General features: G+C 45.7%; 20 protein-coding genes and 3 tRNA genes. 4 read left to right on the top strand and 19 right to left on the bottom strand.

Annotation, left to right across the window (positions count from 1 at the left end; translation table 11 throughout):
• Positions 1-5 precede the first annotated feature (5 nt).
• Entirely contained in the window at positions 6-527 is a 522-nt protein-coding gene (locus tag B4K11_RS01400) for a cold shock domain-containing protein (protein ID WP_292959196.1), read from the bottom strand.
• Positions 528-782: 255 nt separating this feature from the next.
• Here B4K11_RS01400 and B4K11_RS01405 point away from each other — a divergent pair, with 255 nt between their 5' ends.
• Positions 783-938: a hypothetical protein gene (locus tag B4K11_RS01405; protein ID WP_292959197.1), complete on the top strand. Its 156-nt coding sequence runs from the start codon at positions 783-785 to the stop codon at positions 936-938.
• Here B4K11_RS01405 and B4K11_RS01410 read toward each other — a convergent pair.
• The 7 genes from B4K11_RS01410 to B4K11_RS01440 all read right to left on the bottom strand — a co-directional run bounded on the left by B4K11_RS01410 (position 927) and on the right by B4K11_RS01440 (position 4,101).
• Positions 927-1,001: transfer RNA gene (locus B4K11_RS01410), tRNA-Gly, on the bottom strand. The two genes, B4K11_RS01405 and B4K11_RS01410, sit on opposite strands and share 12 nt — an antisense overlap.
• A gap of 11 nt (positions 1,002-1,012) precedes the next feature.
• A tRNA-Tyr gene (locus B4K11_RS01415) sits at positions 1,013-1,096 on the bottom strand.
• Positions 1,097-1,127: 31 nt separating this feature from the next.
• A tRNA-Thr gene (locus B4K11_RS01420) sits at positions 1,128-1,203 on the bottom strand.
• Between the two features lie 26 nt (positions 1,204-1,229).
• Complete coding sequence (locus B4K11_RS01425) at positions 1,230-1,898, bottom strand: hypothetical protein (RefSeq protein ID WP_292950547.1); 669 nt, start codon at positions 1,896-1,898, stop codon at positions 1,230-1,232.
• Positions 1,898-2,614, bottom strand: a complete 717-nt coding sequence (locus B4K11_RS01430; RefSeq protein WP_292950548.1) for a type III pantothenate kinase — start codon at positions 2,612-2,614, stop codon at positions 1,898-1,900. Before B4K11_RS01430 ends, B4K11_RS01425 begins: the two co-directional genes overlap by 1 nt.
• A complete protein-coding gene (gene birA, locus B4K11_RS01435; RefSeq protein ID WP_292950549.1) occupies positions 2,611-3,582 on the bottom strand; it encodes a bifunctional biotin--[acetyl-CoA-carboxylase] ligase/biotin operon repressor BirA in 972 nt (323 codons plus the stop codon). The genes B4K11_RS01430 and birA overlap by 4 nt, the downstream gene beginning before the upstream one ends.
• Positions 3,583-3,597: 15 nt before the next feature.
• Positions 3,598-4,101, bottom strand: coding sequence for a dihydrofolate reductase (locus B4K11_RS01440; RefSeq protein WP_292950550.1), 504 nt, complete (start codon positions 4,099-4,101; stop codon positions 3,598-3,600).
• A gap of 104 nt (positions 4,102-4,205) precedes the next feature.
• Between B4K11_RS01440 and B4K11_RS01445 the strand changes: the two genes are divergently transcribed.
• Entirely contained in the window at positions 4,206-5,057 is an 852-nt protein-coding gene (locus B4K11_RS01445; RefSeq protein WP_292950551.1) for a thymidylate synthase, read from the top strand.
• Positions 5,058-5,147: 90 nt separating this feature from the next.
• Here B4K11_RS01445 and lgt read toward each other — a convergent pair whose 3' ends face one another.
• Both lgt and B4K11_RS01455 read right to left on the bottom strand, forming a co-directional pair.
• The gene (gene lgt, locus B4K11_RS01450; RefSeq protein ID WP_292950552.1) at positions 5,148-5,933 is read right to left on the bottom strand and encodes a prolipoprotein diacylglyceryl transferase; all 786 of its coding nucleotides are present in this window, start codon (positions 5,931-5,933) and stop codon (positions 5,148-5,150) included.
• Positions 5,934-5,943: 10 nt separating this feature from the next.
• Positions 5,944-6,744, bottom strand: a complete 801-nt coding sequence (locus B4K11_RS01455; RefSeq protein ID WP_292950553.1) for a sulfite exporter TauE/SafE family protein — start codon at positions 6,742-6,744, stop codon at positions 5,944-5,946.
• A gap of 90 nt (positions 6,745-6,834) precedes the next feature.
• Between B4K11_RS01455 and B4K11_RS01460 the strand changes: the two genes are divergently transcribed.
• Positions 6,835-7,617, top strand: a complete 783-nt coding sequence (locus B4K11_RS01460) for an NRDE family protein (protein ID WP_292950554.1) — start codon at positions 6,835-6,837, stop codon at positions 7,615-7,617.
• A gap of 4 nt (positions 7,618-7,621) precedes the next feature.
• On the opposite strand, the gene ptsP is transcribed toward B4K11_RS01460, so the two are convergent.
• Both ptsP and B4K11_RS01470 read right to left on the bottom strand, forming a co-directional pair.
• On the bottom strand, positions 7,622-9,895 hold the full coding sequence (gene ptsP, locus B4K11_RS01465) for a phosphoenolpyruvate--protein phosphotransferase (RefSeq protein WP_292950555.1): 2,274 nt from the start codon (positions 9,893-9,895) through the stop codon (positions 7,622-7,624).
• Between the two features lie 14 nt (positions 9,896-9,909).
• Positions 9,910-10,401: an RNA pyrophosphohydrolase gene (locus B4K11_RS01470; protein ID WP_292950556.1), complete on the bottom strand. Its 492-nt coding sequence runs from the start codon at positions 10,399-10,401 to the stop codon at positions 9,910-9,912.
• Between the two features lie 247 nt (positions 10,402-10,648).
• Here B4K11_RS01470 and B4K11_RS01475 point away from each other — a divergent pair, with 247 nt between their 5' ends.
• Positions 10,649-11,302, top strand: coding sequence for an HAD family hydrolase (locus B4K11_RS01475; RefSeq protein WP_292950557.1), 654 nt, complete (start codon positions 10,649-10,651; stop codon positions 11,300-11,302).
• Positions 11,303-11,339: 37 nt separating this feature from the next.
• Here the strand turns inward: B4K11_RS01475 and B4K11_RS01480 are convergent, their stop codons facing one another.
• From B4K11_RS01480 to B4K11_RS01510, 7 genes are all read right to left on the bottom strand, one after another.
• The gene (locus tag B4K11_RS01480) at positions 11,340-11,963 is read right to left on the bottom strand and encodes a hypothetical protein (protein WP_292950558.1); all 624 of its coding nucleotides are present in this window, start codon (positions 11,961-11,963) and stop codon (positions 11,340-11,342) included.
• Between the two features lie 74 nt (positions 11,964-12,037).
• The gene (locus B4K11_RS01485; protein ID WP_292950559.1) at positions 12,038-12,445 is read right to left on the bottom strand and encodes a CBS domain-containing protein; all 408 of its coding nucleotides are present in this window, start codon (positions 12,443-12,445) and stop codon (positions 12,038-12,040) included.
• Positions 12,446-12,547: 102 nt separating this feature from the next.
• Positions 12,548-13,585 (bottom strand): NADP(H)-dependent aldo-keto reductase, encoded by a 1,038-nt coding sequence (locus B4K11_RS01490; protein ID WP_292950560.1) that lies wholly within the window; start codon positions 13,583-13,585, stop codon positions 12,548-12,550.
• Between the two features lie 50 nt (positions 13,586-13,635).
• Entirely contained in the window at positions 13,636-14,832 is a 1,197-nt protein-coding gene (locus B4K11_RS01495) for a class I SAM-dependent rRNA methyltransferase (protein WP_292950561.1), read from the bottom strand.
• A 129-nt stretch (positions 14,833-14,961) separates the two neighbouring features.
• Entirely contained in the window at positions 14,962-15,354 is a 393-nt protein-coding gene (gene gcvH / locus B4K11_RS01500; protein ID WP_292950562.1) for a glycine cleavage system protein GcvH, read from the bottom strand.
• 41 nt (positions 15,355-15,395) lie between these two features.
• The gene (gene gcvT, locus B4K11_RS01505; RefSeq protein ID WP_292950563.1) at positions 15,396-16,502 is read right to left on the bottom strand and encodes a glycine cleavage system aminomethyltransferase GcvT; all 1,107 of its coding nucleotides are present in this window, start codon (positions 16,500-16,502) and stop codon (positions 15,396-15,398) included.
• Between the two features lie 249 nt (positions 16,503-16,751).
• Positions 16,752-18,014, bottom strand: coding sequence for a UbiH/UbiF/VisC/COQ6 family ubiquinone biosynthesis hydroxylase (locus B4K11_RS01510; RefSeq protein WP_292950564.1), 1,263 nt, complete (start codon positions 18,012-18,014; stop codon positions 16,752-16,754).

Consider the following 18,014-nt stretch of genomic DNA (forward strand, 5'->3'; position numbering starts at 1 on the left):
CTATCTCAATTACACCACTGTTGCTCGCAAGGTTCTCCATCACCGTTGCCATCCATTTGCACGCCGGGACAGTTCTGGAGGAAGTATCGAGCCTCAGCGCAGGATGTCATCTGAGAGCAATGCTTCCGGCCGTCGCAGCTAAACGCGCTGTTCCATGATTCTAGATCAGTTGAAGTGGACGGCGTCGTGTAGGCGCTTTGTCTGTCTGCGTATGAGTTGTACCCAACAAACCCAATGACAATTATCGCAGCCATAGTGAGAACGGCCCCAAGCAGGCCGCTTTTGCCTGTACTTTGACTTTTCTTCTTTCGTCGTGAGGTACCTGGCCGCTCTAAGGCCTCAGCTCTCTTGCGGCCATCGGGGCCGGTGCCGACTTCGAATGAAACTAGCTCTCCAATACGAGGCCGCATGCCATCTCTTGGAAAGGCTGATATGTGTACGAAAACCTCTTCGCCACTTTGGGGGAGTGCGATGAATCCGAAGCCCCGGTCATCGTTCCACTTAACTACTTTTCCGTGTGCCTTCATTCCTTCCTTACTCTTCCTTGACCCTGTGAAACCGGGAAGACCTGCGCCTACCAGCTTTTTGTGTGATCGCTATCTCGCGTGTCGCTGAGTAACGTTGAGTTCGCTCGGCAGTCTTCTGAGCCTGTTTGCCCTGTAACCAGTTAGCGGGTAAGTGCTCACCAGAGCAGCAAGTTGCGTCGGCATTTGAGGTCATTAAATTGTTCCCAAGCGTCAGTTGGGAGCACTTTCAAACAGTCTGGAACAAAGCGTATAGATATGGAAGACGCAGAGCAGGAAAACCCTATGGGTGGGCCGCTACTGGCCGTTGCCGCATTGCTAAGAGCAGCTATTGGAAGCTGGGGCGGTTTGAGCCGCTGCGTGACACAAGGGGAGGGGGAAGTCGTTGTAAGACGGGGATATTGGAGCGGGTGATGGGAATCGAACCCACGTCATCAGCTTGGAAGGCTGAGGTAATAGCCACTATACCATACCCGCCTTGCAATGAATGGTGGTGGGAGGTGGATTCGAACCACCGAAGCTTTCGCGTCAGATTTACAGTCTGATCCCTTTGGCCACTCGGGAATCCCACCAACAATTTCAACACTCCATCTGGCCTTGATCTGGTGCCGGCACGAGGAGTCGAACCCCGGACCTACTGATTACAAGTCAGTTGCTCTACCAACTGAGCTATACCGGCTGATCAACGATGAAGTGGCGCGTATATTACTCAGTAGCCTTCAGGCTTGCAACCCTTTCACACACTTTTTTTTCATTTTTTTCTAAAGAATAGCTTCCCAGCACTACTTCTTTGATTTTATTGGATAATTTTCGATCAATTGACTCAAATACCCTAACAATGAAACGCTGCTGCTGTTCTTCATCGTATCTAACTTGGCTTGAGATTCCTACCACCTGCAACTCAGACAACTTAAGCTCTGCATCCTTCTTACTCTTAAAGCGCATTAATTCATACTCAAAACCTAATGCCTGCTCTTGCAGCTCAATACCTTCTTGCTGCTCTAGGTAATCCAATGTATCCAACCGATCCTCAAGCCCATCGGGTAAAACCAGCGCGATACGATAATTATGCTGGATCACTTTATCTTCAGCTAATACCTCAGCCTCAAACCCCTCTTCCACGACTAGCTGCTGAACAGCCTTAGCATTCACAATAGTCTTGAAGCCTGCAAATTCCACACAACTAGATAATTCAGATTCTCTTGGCTTGAGCCAAACAAGAGATTTAGGATTGATCTCACTCACGAGCCGCAATGTTCCAGTACTGCCGATATTTTCCTCAACACGGGTAGCCGACGTACTAACTTGAGATGAGTACCAAAGCAACATTATTGCATTTGCAAGCAACGCAAATAGACAACACCAGCGCAACATTACTCTGGCAAGCTCCACGTTAGCCCATCCAATACCAAATCAGGCTCATAACGACTTTCCGCAACTAGATCAGAAAACAATTTCCCATCGCCCCCTGTTACAAATAGCTCACCACCCGACGCCTTTACTTCACTTGATACTTTCTCGGCTAACGACATAAACATATAGTTTATTCCGTGCGACACTGCAGAAGATGTATGGCAACCAGGCTCTATATCAAATTGACGACAATCGTGATCGACGATGATCTCAGCAGTATTCGATAAGAGACCCTGCTGCATCAAACGAAGACCCGGCATTATAAAGCCACCTTGATGAAAACCTTCAGCATCAACATAGTCAACAGTAATTGCACTGCCACAATCGACAATACAGCACATCTTACGACATTGATTGTAAGCAGCCAGCATTGCTAGCCAACGGTCTACACCTAGCCTTAGCGGATCCACATAAGCATTCACCACACCTGCGCACGACTTCGAGGAGTACGCATACGCTACTGCTACATCAATACTCTTTAACGCCGTATTGATTAAACCATTCACATGATCACCTGCGACCGATGACACGCGAACCTTAACAATCCCTTTCAACCACGACTCAGGCACACCCTCATTAAGCATGAGCGCTTTCACACGCCCACGCGTAACAACACCCTTTTTGTTTATAAGGCGCCACTTAATAAAGGTATTACCTGCATCTATCTCAAGAATCATAAAGCACGCTGAATACTAATCTCGCCGCCATGATATGCCTTTACACCCTCTCCCGATTCTAACAATAGCGCACCCGAAGCATTCACCCCTTTACAAACCCCCTCAACCAAATCGTTACCGATCTGTAAGGTAATCTGCTGCTCCTGCATCGCATTACGTGCCTGCCACTCATCCACCAAAACAGAAAAACCACTTTGCTGGAATTCAGTTAGACCCACAGCCAGTTCATTTAAGACCTCAGCCATCAACTTATTGCGACTAACCCCACCCATAATGGTTTTCAAATCAGTCCACGGCTGATCAATTGCAGCCCCAACCTCTTGCGGCATCTCTGCGTTTATTCCTACACCGATGACGACTTGGCACTGCCCGGAGGCTTCGCCGTGCACCTCAAGTAATATCCCTGCTAACTTTTTCCCCTGATACAAAAGATCGTTCGGCCATTTCAGCTGAACGCCCTCTATATTCATCTTCTCCATGGCTCGAACGATGGCAATCCCTACCAAAAGACTCAATCCCTCTACCGCAGCAATCCCCTGCTCGAAACGCCAAACTAAAGAGAAGTAAAGGTTACGCCCATAAGGGCTTACCCAATCCCTACCCCGTCGACCACGACCGGCCGTTTGCTGTTCAGCAAGAAACAATCGTCCATGACAGTCCTCTGCCTGACTCGCCTTCATGGCAAGCTCACTAGTCGACGTAACACTTAGTTGCAGATCAGGGTTACTTATTAGAGATCCAACTTCGGGCAACAAACCTTGCTGGATCTCCTCTAAATCCAACAATTCCAAACCGCCAGGCACGCGATACCCACGCCCCTTAACGCTATATATTTCTAAACCGCCATCTTCCAAACGACGCATATGCTTCCAGATCGCACTACGGCTAATGCCTATCTCATCACCAAGCTCGCGCCCTGAATGAAACTTGCCATCAGCCAAAATAGACAACAACGAACGGATCGTCATACAACTTTGCCTTTTTTAAATTTTATCTAATACAATGAAACTGTAATTATAGGGATTAGGACCTTCAGCTAGGAAATTCTCTCTGCCGATCTCATTCCAAGCGGAACGGTCAAACTCAGGAAACCAAGCATCTCCATTAATTTCAGCATCGACTTCAGTAAGATATAAACGATCAGCAACACCAATCGCCTGACTGTAAATTTGAGCGCCTCCGATAATCATCGCCTCATCAACACCATCAATAAGACAAATACTCTCAGCCAACTCAGTAGCAGCCTCTAAACTATTGACCACCTTAACACCTTCAGGGGAATAACCCTCCTGACGCGACACCACAATATTGACACGTCCAGGCAGTGGCCGACCAATGGAATCAAAAGTGTTTCTACCCATAATAATCGGCTTACCCATCGTCACTCGCTTAAAGTAACGAAGATCTTCAGGTAGGTGCCAGGGTAATTTATTCTCGATGCCTATAGCACGATTCTTATCTTGAGCAACAATGATGGCTAACTTCACGCCACACTCCTTCTACCGTAATTTTAAAAAACTGCTAACATGGCATTCTCGTTTATCGTTATCATAAACTAGTCTCAAATCGAATTCAGGTTAATAATAAAGCCATGAAGCAATATCTAGATCTTTGCCAAAGAATAGTGGATCAGGGCGTTTGGGTTGACAACAAACGCACAGGAAAAAGATGCCTAACGGTTATCGACGCTGACCTTACCTACAACGTTAAAGAGGGCGAATTCCCTCTTGTTACTACACGTAAGAGCTTCTACAAATCAGCCATTGCAGAGATCATCGGATATATTCGAGGGTATGATAGCGCGGCAGATTTTAGGCAGCTTGGTACTAAAACCTGGGATGCTAACGCAAACGATAACTCTGACTGGCTCGAAAATCCCCACAGAAAAGGCACCGATGACTGTGGATTTATCTACGGAAAAATAGGGCGCAACTTTCCCAAAGTGGGCGGAGGCAGCATCGACCTTCTGCGTAAAATTGTTGATGATCTATCCAATGGGATCGATGATCGCGGTGAGATTTATACGTTCTATCATCCGGGGGCATTCCATATGGGCTGCTTGCGCCCCTGCATGTACAGCCATCACTTTTCACTTCTCGGTGACACTTTGTATCTCAACAGCACCCAACGCAGTTGCGATGTTCCGCTGGGTTTAAACTTTAATATGGTTCAGGTTTATTTCTTCCTAGCCATTATGGCGCAAATCACAGGAAACAAGCCCGGCCTTGCCTTCCACAAAATCGTCAACGCGCACATATATGAAGATCAACTAGAACTGATGAGAGATGTGCAACTTAAGCGAGAGCCGCTTTCTCCGCCTAAGCTTATTATCAATCCAGATATTAAATCTCTAGAAGACTTAGAAACATGGGTAACCATGGATGATTTCAAAATTGAAGGATATGAACACCACCCTTCAATACAATATCCATTCTCGGTATAACATCCGTTAATTAGCTTACATCATTTCAGCATGCAGCCTTCCAACTAACGCTGCATGCTGAAAACATGGACCTGTTTCCTACTCGCCTGACTAACGAACAGCTTCAGACCGCTTAGCCAGCAACAATAGAAAACCACCTAAAACGATCATCGGTAACGACAACAGCTGGCCCATAGTGAGCCAATCAAAGGCTAAAAACATTATATGTTCATCTGGCTCACGGACAAATTCCACCAGCGAACGGAAACAACCATAGAGCAGTAGGAACATACCAGAAACAGCCATTCTCGGTTGTGGCTTAGCAGAAAACCACCATAGCACCACGAACAGCACAACGCCTTCTAGCACAAACTCATATAGCTGAGATGGGTGCCTAGGAAGATCACCGCCTCTTGGAAAAACAACACCCCAAGGCTGATCCGTTACACGTCCCCATAACTCACCACCAATAAAATTGCCTACACGCCCCGCGCCTAAACCAACAGGTATCAATGGCGCAATAAAATCCGTCATCTCAAAAAGCGATTTACCGTGCTTGCGCCCAAAAAGATACATCGCAGCAATAACGCCTAATAAACCGCCATGAAAAGACATTCCACCTTCCCATACAGCAAACAGCCAAAGAGGATCTTCTATAAACCGGTCAAAATTATAAAAAATGACATAACCCGCGCGCCCGCCTAGAACGACACCCATCGCACCCCAGAAAATGACATCTGATATCTGCTCTTCGGTCCAACCTGAACCTGGCTTACGCGCACGTCTTACCCCAAGCCACCATGCTGCGGCAAAGCCGATCAAATACATTAGCCCGTACCAGTGAACTTTTAGCGGACCAAGCTCTAACGCAACAGGGTTTATCTCATGCACCCACATTTTAACTATCCTATAAGAGATTACTTAATAAAAAACGCAGCCCAACGCAAAGAAGAAAAACTGCAAAAATCCGTTTTAAAATAAGAGCAGGCAATCTGTGCGCTAACTTAGCACCGACTTTAGCAAAAAACGTACTCGTTAAAACAATACCCACAAGTGCTGGCAGGTATATATAGCCCGCACTCCATTCTGGCATTTGCGCATTTCCCCAACCTTCCCATACATTGGTTAATGCACCCATGACAGCGATAGGCAAACCACAGGCCGCCGATGTAGCAACCGCTTGCTGCATCTTAATTCGACGCCATGTGAGATAAGGCACACTTAAAGAGCCCCCACCAATTCCAAATATGCTGGATAGCCAACCGATGAGCGAGCCAGAAAATACATACTCACCCTGAGAAACGGTTTTCTCACCCGCCTCAGGTTTTAAATTCAAACCCATTTGAAAAGCCATAACAATAGCGAAACAACCAATGGTAATCTGCAACCACTCACCGGTCATCTGCCCCGCTGTTTTCACACCTAGCACGGCACCAACTAAAATACCTAAAGCTAACGGCTTAAAAATATCCCAACGAACAGCGCCCTTACGATGATGCGCCAATGTAGAGCTAATAGACGTTGCAACAATAGTGGCTAATGAAGTTGCAACAGCCGCGTGCGTTAACACATCGACGGACATACCTTGCAGCTCGAAAGTAAACACAAGCACCGGAACAATTAACAAGCCGCCACCAATTCCAAAAAGGCCCGCCACAACCCCGGCCGCAGCCCCTAATACCAAATATGTAAGAATGGTAATCAACATAACGCTAGCCTTTACTGATCTGTTTTTAAATTGATTTATACTGAAAATTCATTAAGGATCGCTATCTTACCCAATCAGGGGATTATTACTATGTGCCTAATAACATTCGCCTACAACTGCCATCCAGAATATTCCTTTATTCTACTCGCAAACAGGGATGAATTTTACCAACGACCTAGCGATCCTTTAGGTTACTGGAAGGAGCAGCCCGATATTCTAGCCGGCAGGGATAGAGAAAAATTAGGCACATGGCTGGGCATAAATACAAGAGGCGCTTTCACCGCTATCACCAACTACCGGGATGGATCCCGCCCCAGCAAACCATTACGTTCCCGAGGAGAGCTTACGGCTAACTACTTAAGTTCAGATGATTCTGCTGCAACATATGCACAGCAACTTGAAGGTTCAAAAGCACAATATGGGGAGTTCAATCTTCTACTCGCTGACGATTCAGGTCTATACTCTTGCGCGAGCAGAACAGCGGGGGTACAAAAACTTGAGCCTGGAATCTATGCCCTCAGCAATGCTTTACTGGACACTCCTTGGCCAAAGCTCAAAGAGGTAAAACAGAACTTATCAAATGAGATAAAGCAAAAAGAACTCGATATAAGCAGCCTATTTAAGATCATGCGCAATTCAGCTAGGGCTTGTGATGTAGACCTGCCGAGTACAGGAATCAGCAAAGAGTGGGAGAAACAACTTTCCTCAATATTTATACAGCTAGAAACTTATGGGACCCGAGCAACCACAGTTTTACTTCAAAAACCGAACGGCACAACTCGCATTATCGAGCAGAATTACAACGTCAATGGACCAACGGAAAAATTAGAGTTTGCATTAGATACTATACCAATCGGCATTAAGCAAAAATAACAATCTAAACAGGCAGTATAGGCTTTGCAGGTAAAGCGATCCCTAACTCTTCAAGACGCTCATCGATCAACAACTGGATGCGATCAGCATCATCCATTGCCATCACTTCAGACAGCAACTTATCAGCATCCTTTTTACTGACAGAGCGGATTACAGCTTTAACTTTAGGTAGATTGGTCGCGTTCATTGAAAGCACATCATAACCCATCGCCATCAATAACAAGGCACCACCGGGCTCGGAAGCAACCTCGCCACAAATAGAAACAGACGATTCCTCTTTATGCGCCTCTTCCGCAATATGCTTTAAAGCCTTTAATACAGCAGGGTGATAACTCACGTACAGGTCTGCAACGCGCGGGTTATTTCGATCGACCGCTAAAAGGTACTGAGTCAGGTCATTTGAACCTACTGAAATAAAATCAACTCGGCGGGCAAATCGACGAACCTGATACACCGCCGCAGGTACCTCAACCATCACACCAACTAATGGTCTTTTGATCTTCAACCCTTCCTCTTGAAGCTCTCGAACTGCTCGATCAATCTGACGACTAGCCTCTTCGACCTCTCGCACACTCGTAACCATTGGCAACATGATTCTTAAATTGTCATAGCCCTCACCGGCTCTTAACATCGCCCTAACTTGGACTAAGAAAATCTCAGGGTGATCCAATGTGACTCGAATGCCTCGCCAGCCTAGGAAAGGATTCTCCTCCTCTATAGGGAAGTAAGGTAACGCCTTATCCCCACCTATATCGAGAGTACGCATAGTCACAGGACGTGGCGCAAAGGCCTCAAGTTGTTTTCTATAGGTTTGCTGCTGCTCCTGCTCACTCGGAAAGAAATCCCGAATCATAAAAGGAACTTCGGTTCGATAAAGACCAATACCTTCGGCACCACGCTCTAACGAGCGGGCCACATCGGCAATCAATCCCGTATTCACCCACAACGGCATGATAAATCCGTCGGTTGTCTCCGCCGGAAGATCCTTAATTGCCTCAAGTTCAGTCTCCTGCTCTTTTTCTCCACGAGCAATATCGCGATAGGCGTGCAAGAGGTCTTCACCCGGTTGCACATAGATGCGGCCAGAATAACCATCAAGAATCAGCTCTCGCCCATCGATACGCGTCAGAGGCAGATCTACAGCCCCCATAATCGTGGGTATACCCATAGAACGAGCCAAAATAGCAGCATGAGAATTACTAGAGCCATTAACAGAGACAAGACCCACCAGCTTCTCGCTCGGTACTTCTCCCAGCATAGCCGGTGTCAATTCATCAGCAACCAGAATAGTTTCATCCGTAAACTCCAGTGTCGCCGGAGCAGCGTCCTGAAGATAGGCCAACACACGACGGCCTAAATCTTTGATATCGGTTGCTCGCTCTCGAAGGTAAGGATCATCCATCATTGAGAATTGACGAACATGTTCAGTAACCACCTCACGCAAAGCACCTTGAGCCCAATTCCCTTGCTCAATTCTCGCAACGACTTCGCCCGCTAAAGCATTATCATCCAACATGCGTAGATACACATCGAATAACGCTTGTTCTTCTGTCCTTAAGCGTTGAGCCAAACTACGGCCAACCACCTTAATGTCACGACGAACAAGCTTAAGCGCCTCTTGAAAGCTATCAATCTCATTTTGGATATCTTTAGCTTCTTTATCAGGGACGGATGCTAAATCAGCGGGAGGAGCAATAACGGTTGCTGAGCCAATGGCCACACCCGATGAACCCGCCACACCTTCAAAACGAAGGTCAACGATTGAGTCGTTACTAGCACCACGGGTGCCTAGTGAGCCGGTCGCCTCTGCATGAGCAATAGCACCCGCCAATTGCGCAGATAGAGTAACCAGAAACGCCTCTTCACTTTCATCAAAACGACGTATCTTTTTTTGCTGTACAACCAATACACCCAAGACATCACGATGATGAATAATAGGCACACCAAGAAAAGAGCTAAAACGCTCTTCCCCTGTTGATTCAACATATTTAAAGGCGGGATGTTCAGCCGCATTTTCAAGGTTAATAGGCTCAGCTCGTACTACAACCGTACCAACCAAGCCTTCGGTCGCAGACAAACGCACACGACCAACCGCCTCTTTATTCAATCCTTCAGATGCCATTAGTACATAGCACTGATCATTAGGGTCAAACAGATAAACAGAGCAGACCTGCGTAGCCATTGAACGCTGAATACGACGCACAATAAGATTAAGCACACTCTCCAGATCTGGAGCTACACTCACCTCTTGTACAATCTTTTTTAATACATTCAGCATTCATTATGCTCCCGTTAGGAGTTAATAATATTGAAACGCGAAAGCTTTGGAGACAACTCCCGCATCGCTTTACGATAAACCTCTCGCTTAAAAGGCACAACCTGACCAAGCGGATACCAGTAACTCACCCAACGCCAACCATCAAATTCTGGCGAATCGGTGTGATCAATAGCTACTGCACTATCAGTACTTAACATCCGCAGCAAAAACCATTTCTGCTTTTGGCCGACACATATAGGATGTGAATTGCGCCGGATCATTCGTTTGGGCAATCTATATCGAAGCCAACCGCGCGTTACCGCAACGATCTCAACATCAGATGCTGAAAGGCCAATCTCTTCTCGCAGCTCACGATACATTGCATCTTCAGGGGTCTCACTTTCATTAATCCCCCCTTGCGGGAACTGCCAAGCATCTTGACCAATTCGTCTTGCCCAAAGCACCTGACCCAGCGAGTTTGCCAGAATGATACCGACATTCGGTCTGAACCCATCTGAATCAATCACTTTAAAATTCCTAAAGCTCTTTTAAGCTATTGTTCCATACTTCTTTCACACTCAGCAAATTCTCTTTCTAATTAATCACATATAAAAGGTCTTATTCATTATAGAAGCTTATAAATATTACGTATCTGGATGAAAAAAGGGCCCACAGAGCAAAACAAAGAGTGCTTTTCTTCATTTTCATTCTTGTTTGCATTCAGATCCTATCCTCCCTATGCTCTCGACTAAATAAAACAATGGAGGCATTTCCTTGAGTTTAGCAATTTTTGATTTAGACAATACCCTTCTTGGCGGCGACAGTGATCACGCGTGGGGCGAGTTTTTATGCGAACAGGGAATTGTCGATAGTGCCGAATACAGCCGCGCAAATGATTATTTCTATGAGCAGTACCAAAAAGGCGGTTTGGATATTTTTGAATTTCTAGAATTTGCGCTTAAACCGCTGGCCAAACTGTCAACAGAGCAACTAAACAAACTGCATCAGAAATTCATGCAGGACAAGATCGAACCTATCGTTCTTCCAAAAGGTCTTGAGCTCTTAAAAAACCACAAAGAGCAAGGCGATTACTTACTTATCATCACCGCCACAAACCACTTTGTCACAGGCCCGATCGCAAAAAGGCTGGGAGTAGATGCTATCATTGCCACCGATCCAGAACAGATCGACGGTGAATACACGGGTAAAGTTGCTGGCACTCCCTGTTTTCAGGCTGGAAAAGTATCGCGTTTGAATCAATGGTTAGAAACTAACGATCACAATTTAGAAGACAGTTACTTCTACAGCGACTCACACAACGACCTTCCACTACTAGAGCTTGTCACTCATCCTGTCGCCGTGAATCCAGATGAAACACTGGAAAAGCATGCCAATGAAAACCTATGGCCTGTACTCGATCTGCGTTAAAAACGGTATTGCTGTAAGGGGCTCAAATTACTAGGCGCTAGCCTGAGCCCCCACAAACACTACAATTTACATAACCCGCGTTACAGGAATAACAACTTTCCCATTCCGGCTCATAGATTGGATTCCCATCATGACCCATATGAGAATTCATGACTTGTCGCCCGCCCATGCCACCACATGCAGAGCAAACCATGCGCCCGCTACCGCTACAAACGGGGCATTGCGTTGAAACCGCTCCATAAACCGCATCAAGATTCAAAGCAAAGCCTTGGTTATCCATACGTGGTTCAACGATGCCTAAAGCATTGCCGGGCAACACAGGCGCCATTAGATCCGTCTCATTAAGCTCTGGAGGATAACAATCATGACATTGATTAAAGAATTCTAATAAAGATTCGCCTACGTGCTTTGGATAGAACAACAGATGCGTAGGATTTCTAGATATGATCTGAGGGTTATGCAATCTGTCAGAAGGAACCCCTTCAGAAAAACACGTAAAGAGACATATTACACTTATCTCTTGCGACTCCTTTCCTAAGCGAACAACAAGATAAACGCCCGCAGCGCTCGGGTATAATACCTCTTGACCGTATGGAATAAGGTCACAGCTGTAGGCTTTATCCCCCAAAGCCAACGAATACTGCCCAGGCTCATCTTTCATCACAAGCTCCATTAACATCCATATTCTTTATTTAATCCCTTATAAGAAAGACGAACCTATGAACTACCACCCTGTTACGCAACAACCTTACAGCTTTTTAGCGATTCATTAAGCTCTTTCATCAGCATACTTCGGGTAATAACCCCCTGTAATTTATCGCCCTCTACCACAGCATAGACCTTAGGTTTATCCAAACCCATCTGCAATGCCAGATCAACAACACTCATATTTGGCTGCACAGTGAGAGGATCTCCACGCATGATATCGCCAACCACCATATGGCTATCACAATGATAGCTATCTGTTAGCAGATGAGGCAGGCAATCAAACTCTGAAAGGAAGCCGATAACTCGATGCTCAGAGTCAACGACGGGCAGGCCTATATAACCGGAATCGAGAATAGTCGTGACAGCATTCACTAACGGCATATCGGCGGTTAGGGGGGCATTTACCGGAAACATAGCATCTTTAACTTGTAACATAACACCACCTATATTGTTCTTTGCTACTAGATACAGTCTGGCAAAGAACATAAAAATGGCAACTAGCGAAGAAAGGGTGAGCCTATATGATCAACTCATCAATTAAGGACAAGGATTAGGGTAACGCACATGAATGGCATCTATTTCACTTAATATCTCGTCATTCAAGATAACTGAAGCTGACGATATATTCGTTTCAAGCTGAGCCAAACTGCTGGCACCAATAATATTCGATGCCACATAAGACCGACTATTAACCCAAGCCAACGCCATCACCGCTGGATCTATATCATGCTTATGGGCCAAATCTACATACGCCTGAGTAGCCAACTGCCCTTGCTCAGTTAAATACCGTGCAAACACAGGGTTACGTGTAATACGCCCATTATCAGGGCGAGCATCACCTAGATACTTACCACTCAAAACACCAAAACCTAGAGGGGAATACGGTAACAGTGAAACGCTTTCACGCTGCAGCACTTCCGTTAATCCAACCTCAACCGTACGGTTGAGCAGACTAAACGGATTCTGTACCGACACGCATTTAGGTAAGTCGTGCTGTTCAGCAAGTTGTGAAAACGACATGGTTCCCCACGCAGTTTCATTCGAAAGCCCTACATGGCGAATCAAGCCCTCTTTTACCAACTCATCCATCACCTCTAGCGTTTCTAAAATAGGCGTGCCATCTTTCTCAGGCTGATGCTGATAATTCAATTGACCGAAAAAGTTTGTCGCTCGATCAGGCCAATGAATTTGATACAGGTCGATGTAGTCAGTTTGTAAACGCTGCAAGCTGTTCGTTACCGCTTCACGGATATTGCGTCGATCTAATGCCATTTCAGGGCGAATGTAACTAACCATTTCACCTGGCCCAGTTACTTTCGTTGCAACAACCATCTGCTCACGAAGATTACGCGTTTTTAACCAACTACCTATAATCTCTTCATTACGCCCCTGGTAGAGAGGAGATGTAGGTATAGGGTACATCTCTGCACCATCCAGAAAGTTAACACCCTGCTCATAGGCATAATCCATCTGAGCAAACGCTTCACTCTCATCCTGTTCGCTGCCAAACATCATCGTACCTAGACAGATAGAACTCACGTTTATATCGGTATTGCCCAATGAGTTATATTTCAAAACAATTCTCCTAGGTAGCGATTAATAGACAGCCCAACAATGCTACTGACTCATGATGATGGCAGCAAGCGAACGAAAAACGATTTTAAATAATCCGTTTCAGGAATAGCTGGGTGTACTGGGTGGTCTGCACCTTGATGACCCTGATCAAAGATCTGCGCATTTCTATCCAGTTCACGACTATTACTGCGAATAATATCCACAAGACGCTGTCGTTCTAGATGCATTGAACAAGACGCTGAAACCAGAATCCCATCCTTCTTTAGCAAACGCATGGCGAAATTATTCATCCGCGCGTAAGCACGCTCACCATTACGGATATCTTTTTTCTTCTGAATAAAAGCAGGCGGATCCAGAACAACGACATCAAACTTTTCTTTATCTGCTATCAAGGATTTACAAATATCGAAGGCATCACCATGGAAACCTTCAAAACGATCCGCGGCATTATTAATACGCGCATTCTCAGCTGCGACTTCTAAAGCGAAGTGCGATGCATCAACACAGATAGCCTGATTAGCACCGGCTGCTAACGCTTGTGCGCCCCAACCACCCACATAACTAAACAGATCTAATACACGTTTACCTTCAACATGCTTCTGCATTTGCGCACGATTATTACGGTGATCGAAGAACCAACCGGTTTTTTGTCCTTTCTGCAAAGGCGCAAGTAGAGGCACCGAGTTTTCCATCAATGGACATAACTCTGGAATATCGCCTTGAATAATTTCGGTGTAGGTTTCTAAGCCTTCCATATCACGCATCTTTCCATCGTTACGTAACAAGATAGCTTTCGGCGTGAAAACCTTATTTAACGCATCAATGATATCATCCAGTACCGCTTCCATCCCTGCTGTAGAAATCTGCACAACAAAAACATCATAAAAACGGTCGATAACAAGGCCCGGCAGACCATCACTATCACCAAACACTAAACGATAACAATCATCACTAAAACAGCTCTCACGTAGAGATAGCGCCACTTTTAATCGATGAATGATTAAAGAACGATCAAGTGTATATTTCAGATCACGACTAACAATACGTCCGCAGATCAAAGTATTAGGATTAACATAAGCAACGCCCAACGGCTTGCCTCTGTCAGTCTCTACAATCACCTGCTCACCCGGAGCGAAGCTTTTCAATGGTGTTGCTCTGTTATCTACTTCATTACTGTAGATCCAAAGATGACCACCCCGAAGACGACGCTCAGCGCCACTATTAAGTTTTAGCGTTTTTAGTGACATGTTTTTCCTGTTGTAAAAGACAACTTTTCATAAACAATTATCCCGGCATAGAGCCGGGACAATCGATAAAATGCAACTAAGCCTACACGCTGTATACAGCGATAGACTTATGACACTCAGCTTTAAGGCTTAAGCTTCTGATTCACACAGATCAGTATAACCTTCAGCATCCAATAAGCTTTCCAGCTCACTTGCATCGCTAAGCTTTAATTTAAAGAACCAACCATCACCATAAGGATCAGAGTTAACAAGCTCTGGAGAATCTTCCAGCTCTTCATTAACTTCAACAACAACACCGCTCAATGGTGCATAGATATCAGACGCGGCCTTCACCGATTCAACAACACCTGATTCGTCTCCCGTTTCGACATCTGCATCGACTTCAGGCAATTCAACAAAGACGACATCTCCAAGTAGGTCCTGCGCATGATCAGTAATACCGATTGTAACGACGCCGTCGCCTTCGACGCGAATCCATTCATGACTCGCAACGTATTTCAGTTCAGATGGGATGTTACTCATGTTTATTTCCTGCCCTTGATATCTTGGTTCTAATCAAATTTTTAATCGAAAACTTTTTTGCCATTTCGTACAAATGATGGCCTAACCACGCGTACAGGAACTCGTTTACCACGAATTTCCACATCCGCTTGATCCGCCGTTGCAGCCGGCACTCGCGCCATCGCAACAGAGCATCCTAAAGTGGGTGAAAATGTTCCGCTTGTAATTTCGCCTTCGCCAACACCTTCCACAATGACTTTCTGGTGAGATCTCAATACACCGCGAGCCTCCATTACAAGCCCAACAAGCTTTTCAGTAACGCCGGCTTCTTTTTGTGCTTCAAGCGCTTCACGCCCGACAAAAGTACGCTCTTGCGGTTCCCAAGCAATGGTCCAACCCATATTAGCCGCCAAAGGAGAGACCGTCTCATCCATATCGGAGCCATACAAGTTCATACCCGCCTCAAGACGCAAAGTATCACGCGAACCTAAACCACAAGGCTTAACACCTTGATCTGCTAACGCCTGCCAAAAATCAGCGACTTCGTCTTCCGGCAGCATAATTTCTAAGCCATCTTCACCAGTATAGCCCGTTCTTGCGATGAACCAACCTTCAGACTCAACCCCCTGAAAAACACTTAATTTCTCAATAAGGTTAGTACGTGACTCACCAATCGCTTGCTTACTCAGCGTAATAGCGTCAGGTCCTTGAATAGCGATCATTGCTAGATCAGGCTGCTCCGTTAGAGCAACATCATCAAACCCAGCCGTCTGATCTGCCATCCAACGCAGATCTTTTTCTCGGGTTGCGCAGTTTACAACAACACGGAACCATTCTCCGGCAACACCGGGCTCCGTCATTAAATAAACGATCAGGTCATCAATAACACCTCCATCGTCATTTAACATACCGCTATAAAGCGCTTTACCTTTATCCTGAAGCTTTACAACGTCATTTGCTAACAAGTAACGAAGATATTCTTTAGCATCGGTTCCTGTTACGTCTACAACCGTCATATGGGAGACGTCAAACATACCTGATGCATTACGCACTTGATGGTGTTCATCAACCTGCGAACCGTAGTGGATAGGCATATCCCAACCACCAAAATCAACCAGTTTAGCACCCATCTCTTGGTGCTTTTCGTATAGTGCTGTTTTACTACCCATTCTATGAACTCTTATTATTAAGGGCTTGGTGTATGAATGCCATGCGGCTATAAACAACCTTAAACATAAACATGACCCATACCGCCATTTGTGTCGATTGCTTTCCAGCGTAAAAAATTACAACCGCCTGAAAAGCAAAAAAAGGGAAGACAATTTATAGGGATTTGCGCTGTAGTTCAATCTTTGAAAGAAAATCATATCTGCAACTATGGTCGCGATTCACTCAATATAACGCGAAAAACTACCCATTTACTCTTTTATTACGCGTTTAGCCAGCGTAGGTAAACGGCCTGACAGGCCCATTGCATCCTGCACTATATGGTTTTTTAAAGGCGATAATTTATCTAATAAATTCATTCCCATATTACGCACAAGCGCCAAAGCAGGCTGTTGATCATCAAATAATCGTTTGAAACCTTCCATCGCAGCTGACATCTGCAGATTATCACTCCGCCTTTCACGCTGAAAACGCTTCAAAACACGTTCACTACCTATAGATTCACCTCGTTCCAGCGCTTGGGTTAAGGTATCGACCAATTGAGCCGCATCCATTAGGCCCAAATTCACGCCCTGACCCGCAAGCGGGTGTATCGTGTGTGCAGCATCACCTATGGCAGCGAAGCAAGGACGCACATAGGCTTTAGCGTGTCGCTGACGAAGCGGAAAAGCAAAGCGTTTATCTACTGCTAGTACATCTCCTAAACGATGCTCGAACGCTTGCCCGAGCGCCAAACAGAAAGCATCATCATCTAATGACATCACCTCTTTGGCATGCTCTGGGGATGTAGACCAAACAATGGAGCAGTAGTTCTCGCCCTCATCACTGGATAAAGGCAGAAAAGCCAAAGGGCCATCATTAGTAAAACGCTGCCATGCGGTTTTCTGGTGGCTTTTCTCAGTTTTTACAGTCGTGACGATTGCATCATGTCCATAATCCCACTCCCACATAGGGATACCCGCCATCTGTCTTGTTTTAGACAAAGCACCATCCGCTGCAACCACTAAAGAGGCACTCAAAACAGCGTTATTATCCAAAGAAACCGTTCGCTGCAGATCATGTTCAACGGATAAATCAGTCACCGTCACCCCCTTCAGTACCTGCACGTTTTCCCACTGTTCTATCGCTCGATGTAAACCCGCAAGGGTGACACGGTTTTCAACAATATGACCTAAAGATGGCTCATGAAGCTCAGCTGCAGAAAAGTGAATATGACCGGTCCCTTCCCCATCCCAAACATCCATAAACGCATATGGACTTAAGCGATACTCTTGCATGTAGTGCCAAGCACCTATTGCCGTAAGTACCTGCTGAGAAGCGCAAGTCAGCGCACTGACTCGTGGATCATAACCTTGCATTTGAAGGTCAGGCAGAGTTGAAACACCAGAGATATCACCATCCCGCTGCTCTAAAACAGTAATTTTAAGGCCACTTGAAGCAAGACCCGCCGCAAGTGTTAGTCCGACCATACCCGCGCCTACAATAATCACATCCGCATGCTGATGATTTGTCAT

The sequence above is a fragment of the Neptuniibacter sp. UBA6509 genome, from assembly GCA_002435145.1.
Taxonomy (GTDB): domain Bacteria; phylum Pseudomonadota; class Gammaproteobacteria; order Pseudomonadales; family Balneatricaceae; genus Neptuniibacter.

What these genes read in the sequence shown, in the direction of transcription:
- lgt (WP_292950552.1), bottom strand. Translation starts at nt 5,933, where the DNA reads ATGTGGGTGCATGAGATAAACCCTGTTGCGTTAGAGCTTGGTCCGCTA.
- B4K11_RS01480 (WP_292950558.1), bottom strand. Translation starts at nt 11,963, where the DNA reads ATGAAAGATGAGCCTGGGCAGTATTCGTTGGCTTTGGGGGATAAAGCC.
- B4K11_RS01405 (WP_292959197.1), top strand. Translation starts at nt 783, where the DNA reads ATGGAAGACGCAGAGCAGGAAAACCCTATGGGTGGGCCGCTACTGGCC.
- B4K11_RS01425 (WP_292950547.1), bottom strand. Translation starts at nt 1,898, where the DNA reads ATGTTGCGCTGGTGTTGTCTATTTGCGTTGCTTGCAAATGCAATAATG.
- B4K11_RS01510 (WP_292950564.1), bottom strand. Translation starts at nt 18,014, where the DNA reads ATGACAAATCATCAGCATGCGGATGTGATTATTGTAGGCGCGGGTATG.
- ptsP (WP_292950555.1), bottom strand. Translation starts at nt 9,895, where the DNA reads ATGCTGAATGTATTAAAAAAGATTGTACAAGAGGTGAGTGTAGCTCCA.
- B4K11_RS01485 (WP_292950559.1), bottom strand. Translation starts at nt 12,445, where the DNA reads ATGTTACAAGTTAAAGATGCTATGTTTCCGGTAAATGCCCCCCTAACC.
- B4K11_RS01430 (WP_292950548.1), bottom strand. Translation starts at nt 2,614, where the DNA reads ATGATTCTTGAGATAGATGCAGGTAATACCTTTATTAAGTGGCGCCTT.
- birA (WP_292950549.1), bottom strand. Translation starts at nt 3,582, where the DNA reads ATGACGATCCGTTCGTTGTTGTCTATTTTGGCTGATGGCAAGTTTCAT.
- B4K11_RS01445 (WP_292950551.1), top strand. Translation starts at nt 4,206, where the DNA reads ATGAAGCAATATCTAGATCTTTGCCAAAGAATAGTGGATCAGGGCGTT.
- gcvT (WP_292950563.1), bottom strand. Translation starts at nt 16,502, where the DNA reads ATGGGTAGTAAAACAGCACTATACGAAAAGCACCAAGAGATGGGTGCT.
- B4K11_RS01495 (WP_292950561.1), bottom strand. Translation starts at nt 14,832, where the DNA reads ATGTCACTAAAAACGCTAAAACTTAATAGTGGCGCTGAGCGTCGTCTT.
- B4K11_RS01400 (WP_292959196.1), bottom strand. Translation starts at nt 527, where the DNA reads ATGAAGGCACACGGAAAAGTAGTTAAGTGGAACGATGACCGGGGCTTC.
- B4K11_RS01455 (WP_292950553.1), bottom strand. Translation starts at nt 6,744, where the DNA reads ATGTTGATTACCATTCTTACATATTTGGTATTAGGGGCTGCGGCCGGG.
- gcvH (WP_292950562.1), bottom strand. Translation starts at nt 15,354, where the DNA reads ATGAGTAACATCCCATCTGAACTGAAATACGTTGCGAGTCATGAATGG.
- B4K11_RS01460 (WP_292950554.1), top strand. Translation starts at nt 6,835, where the DNA reads ATGTGCCTAATAACATTCGCCTACAACTGCCATCCAGAATATTCCTTT.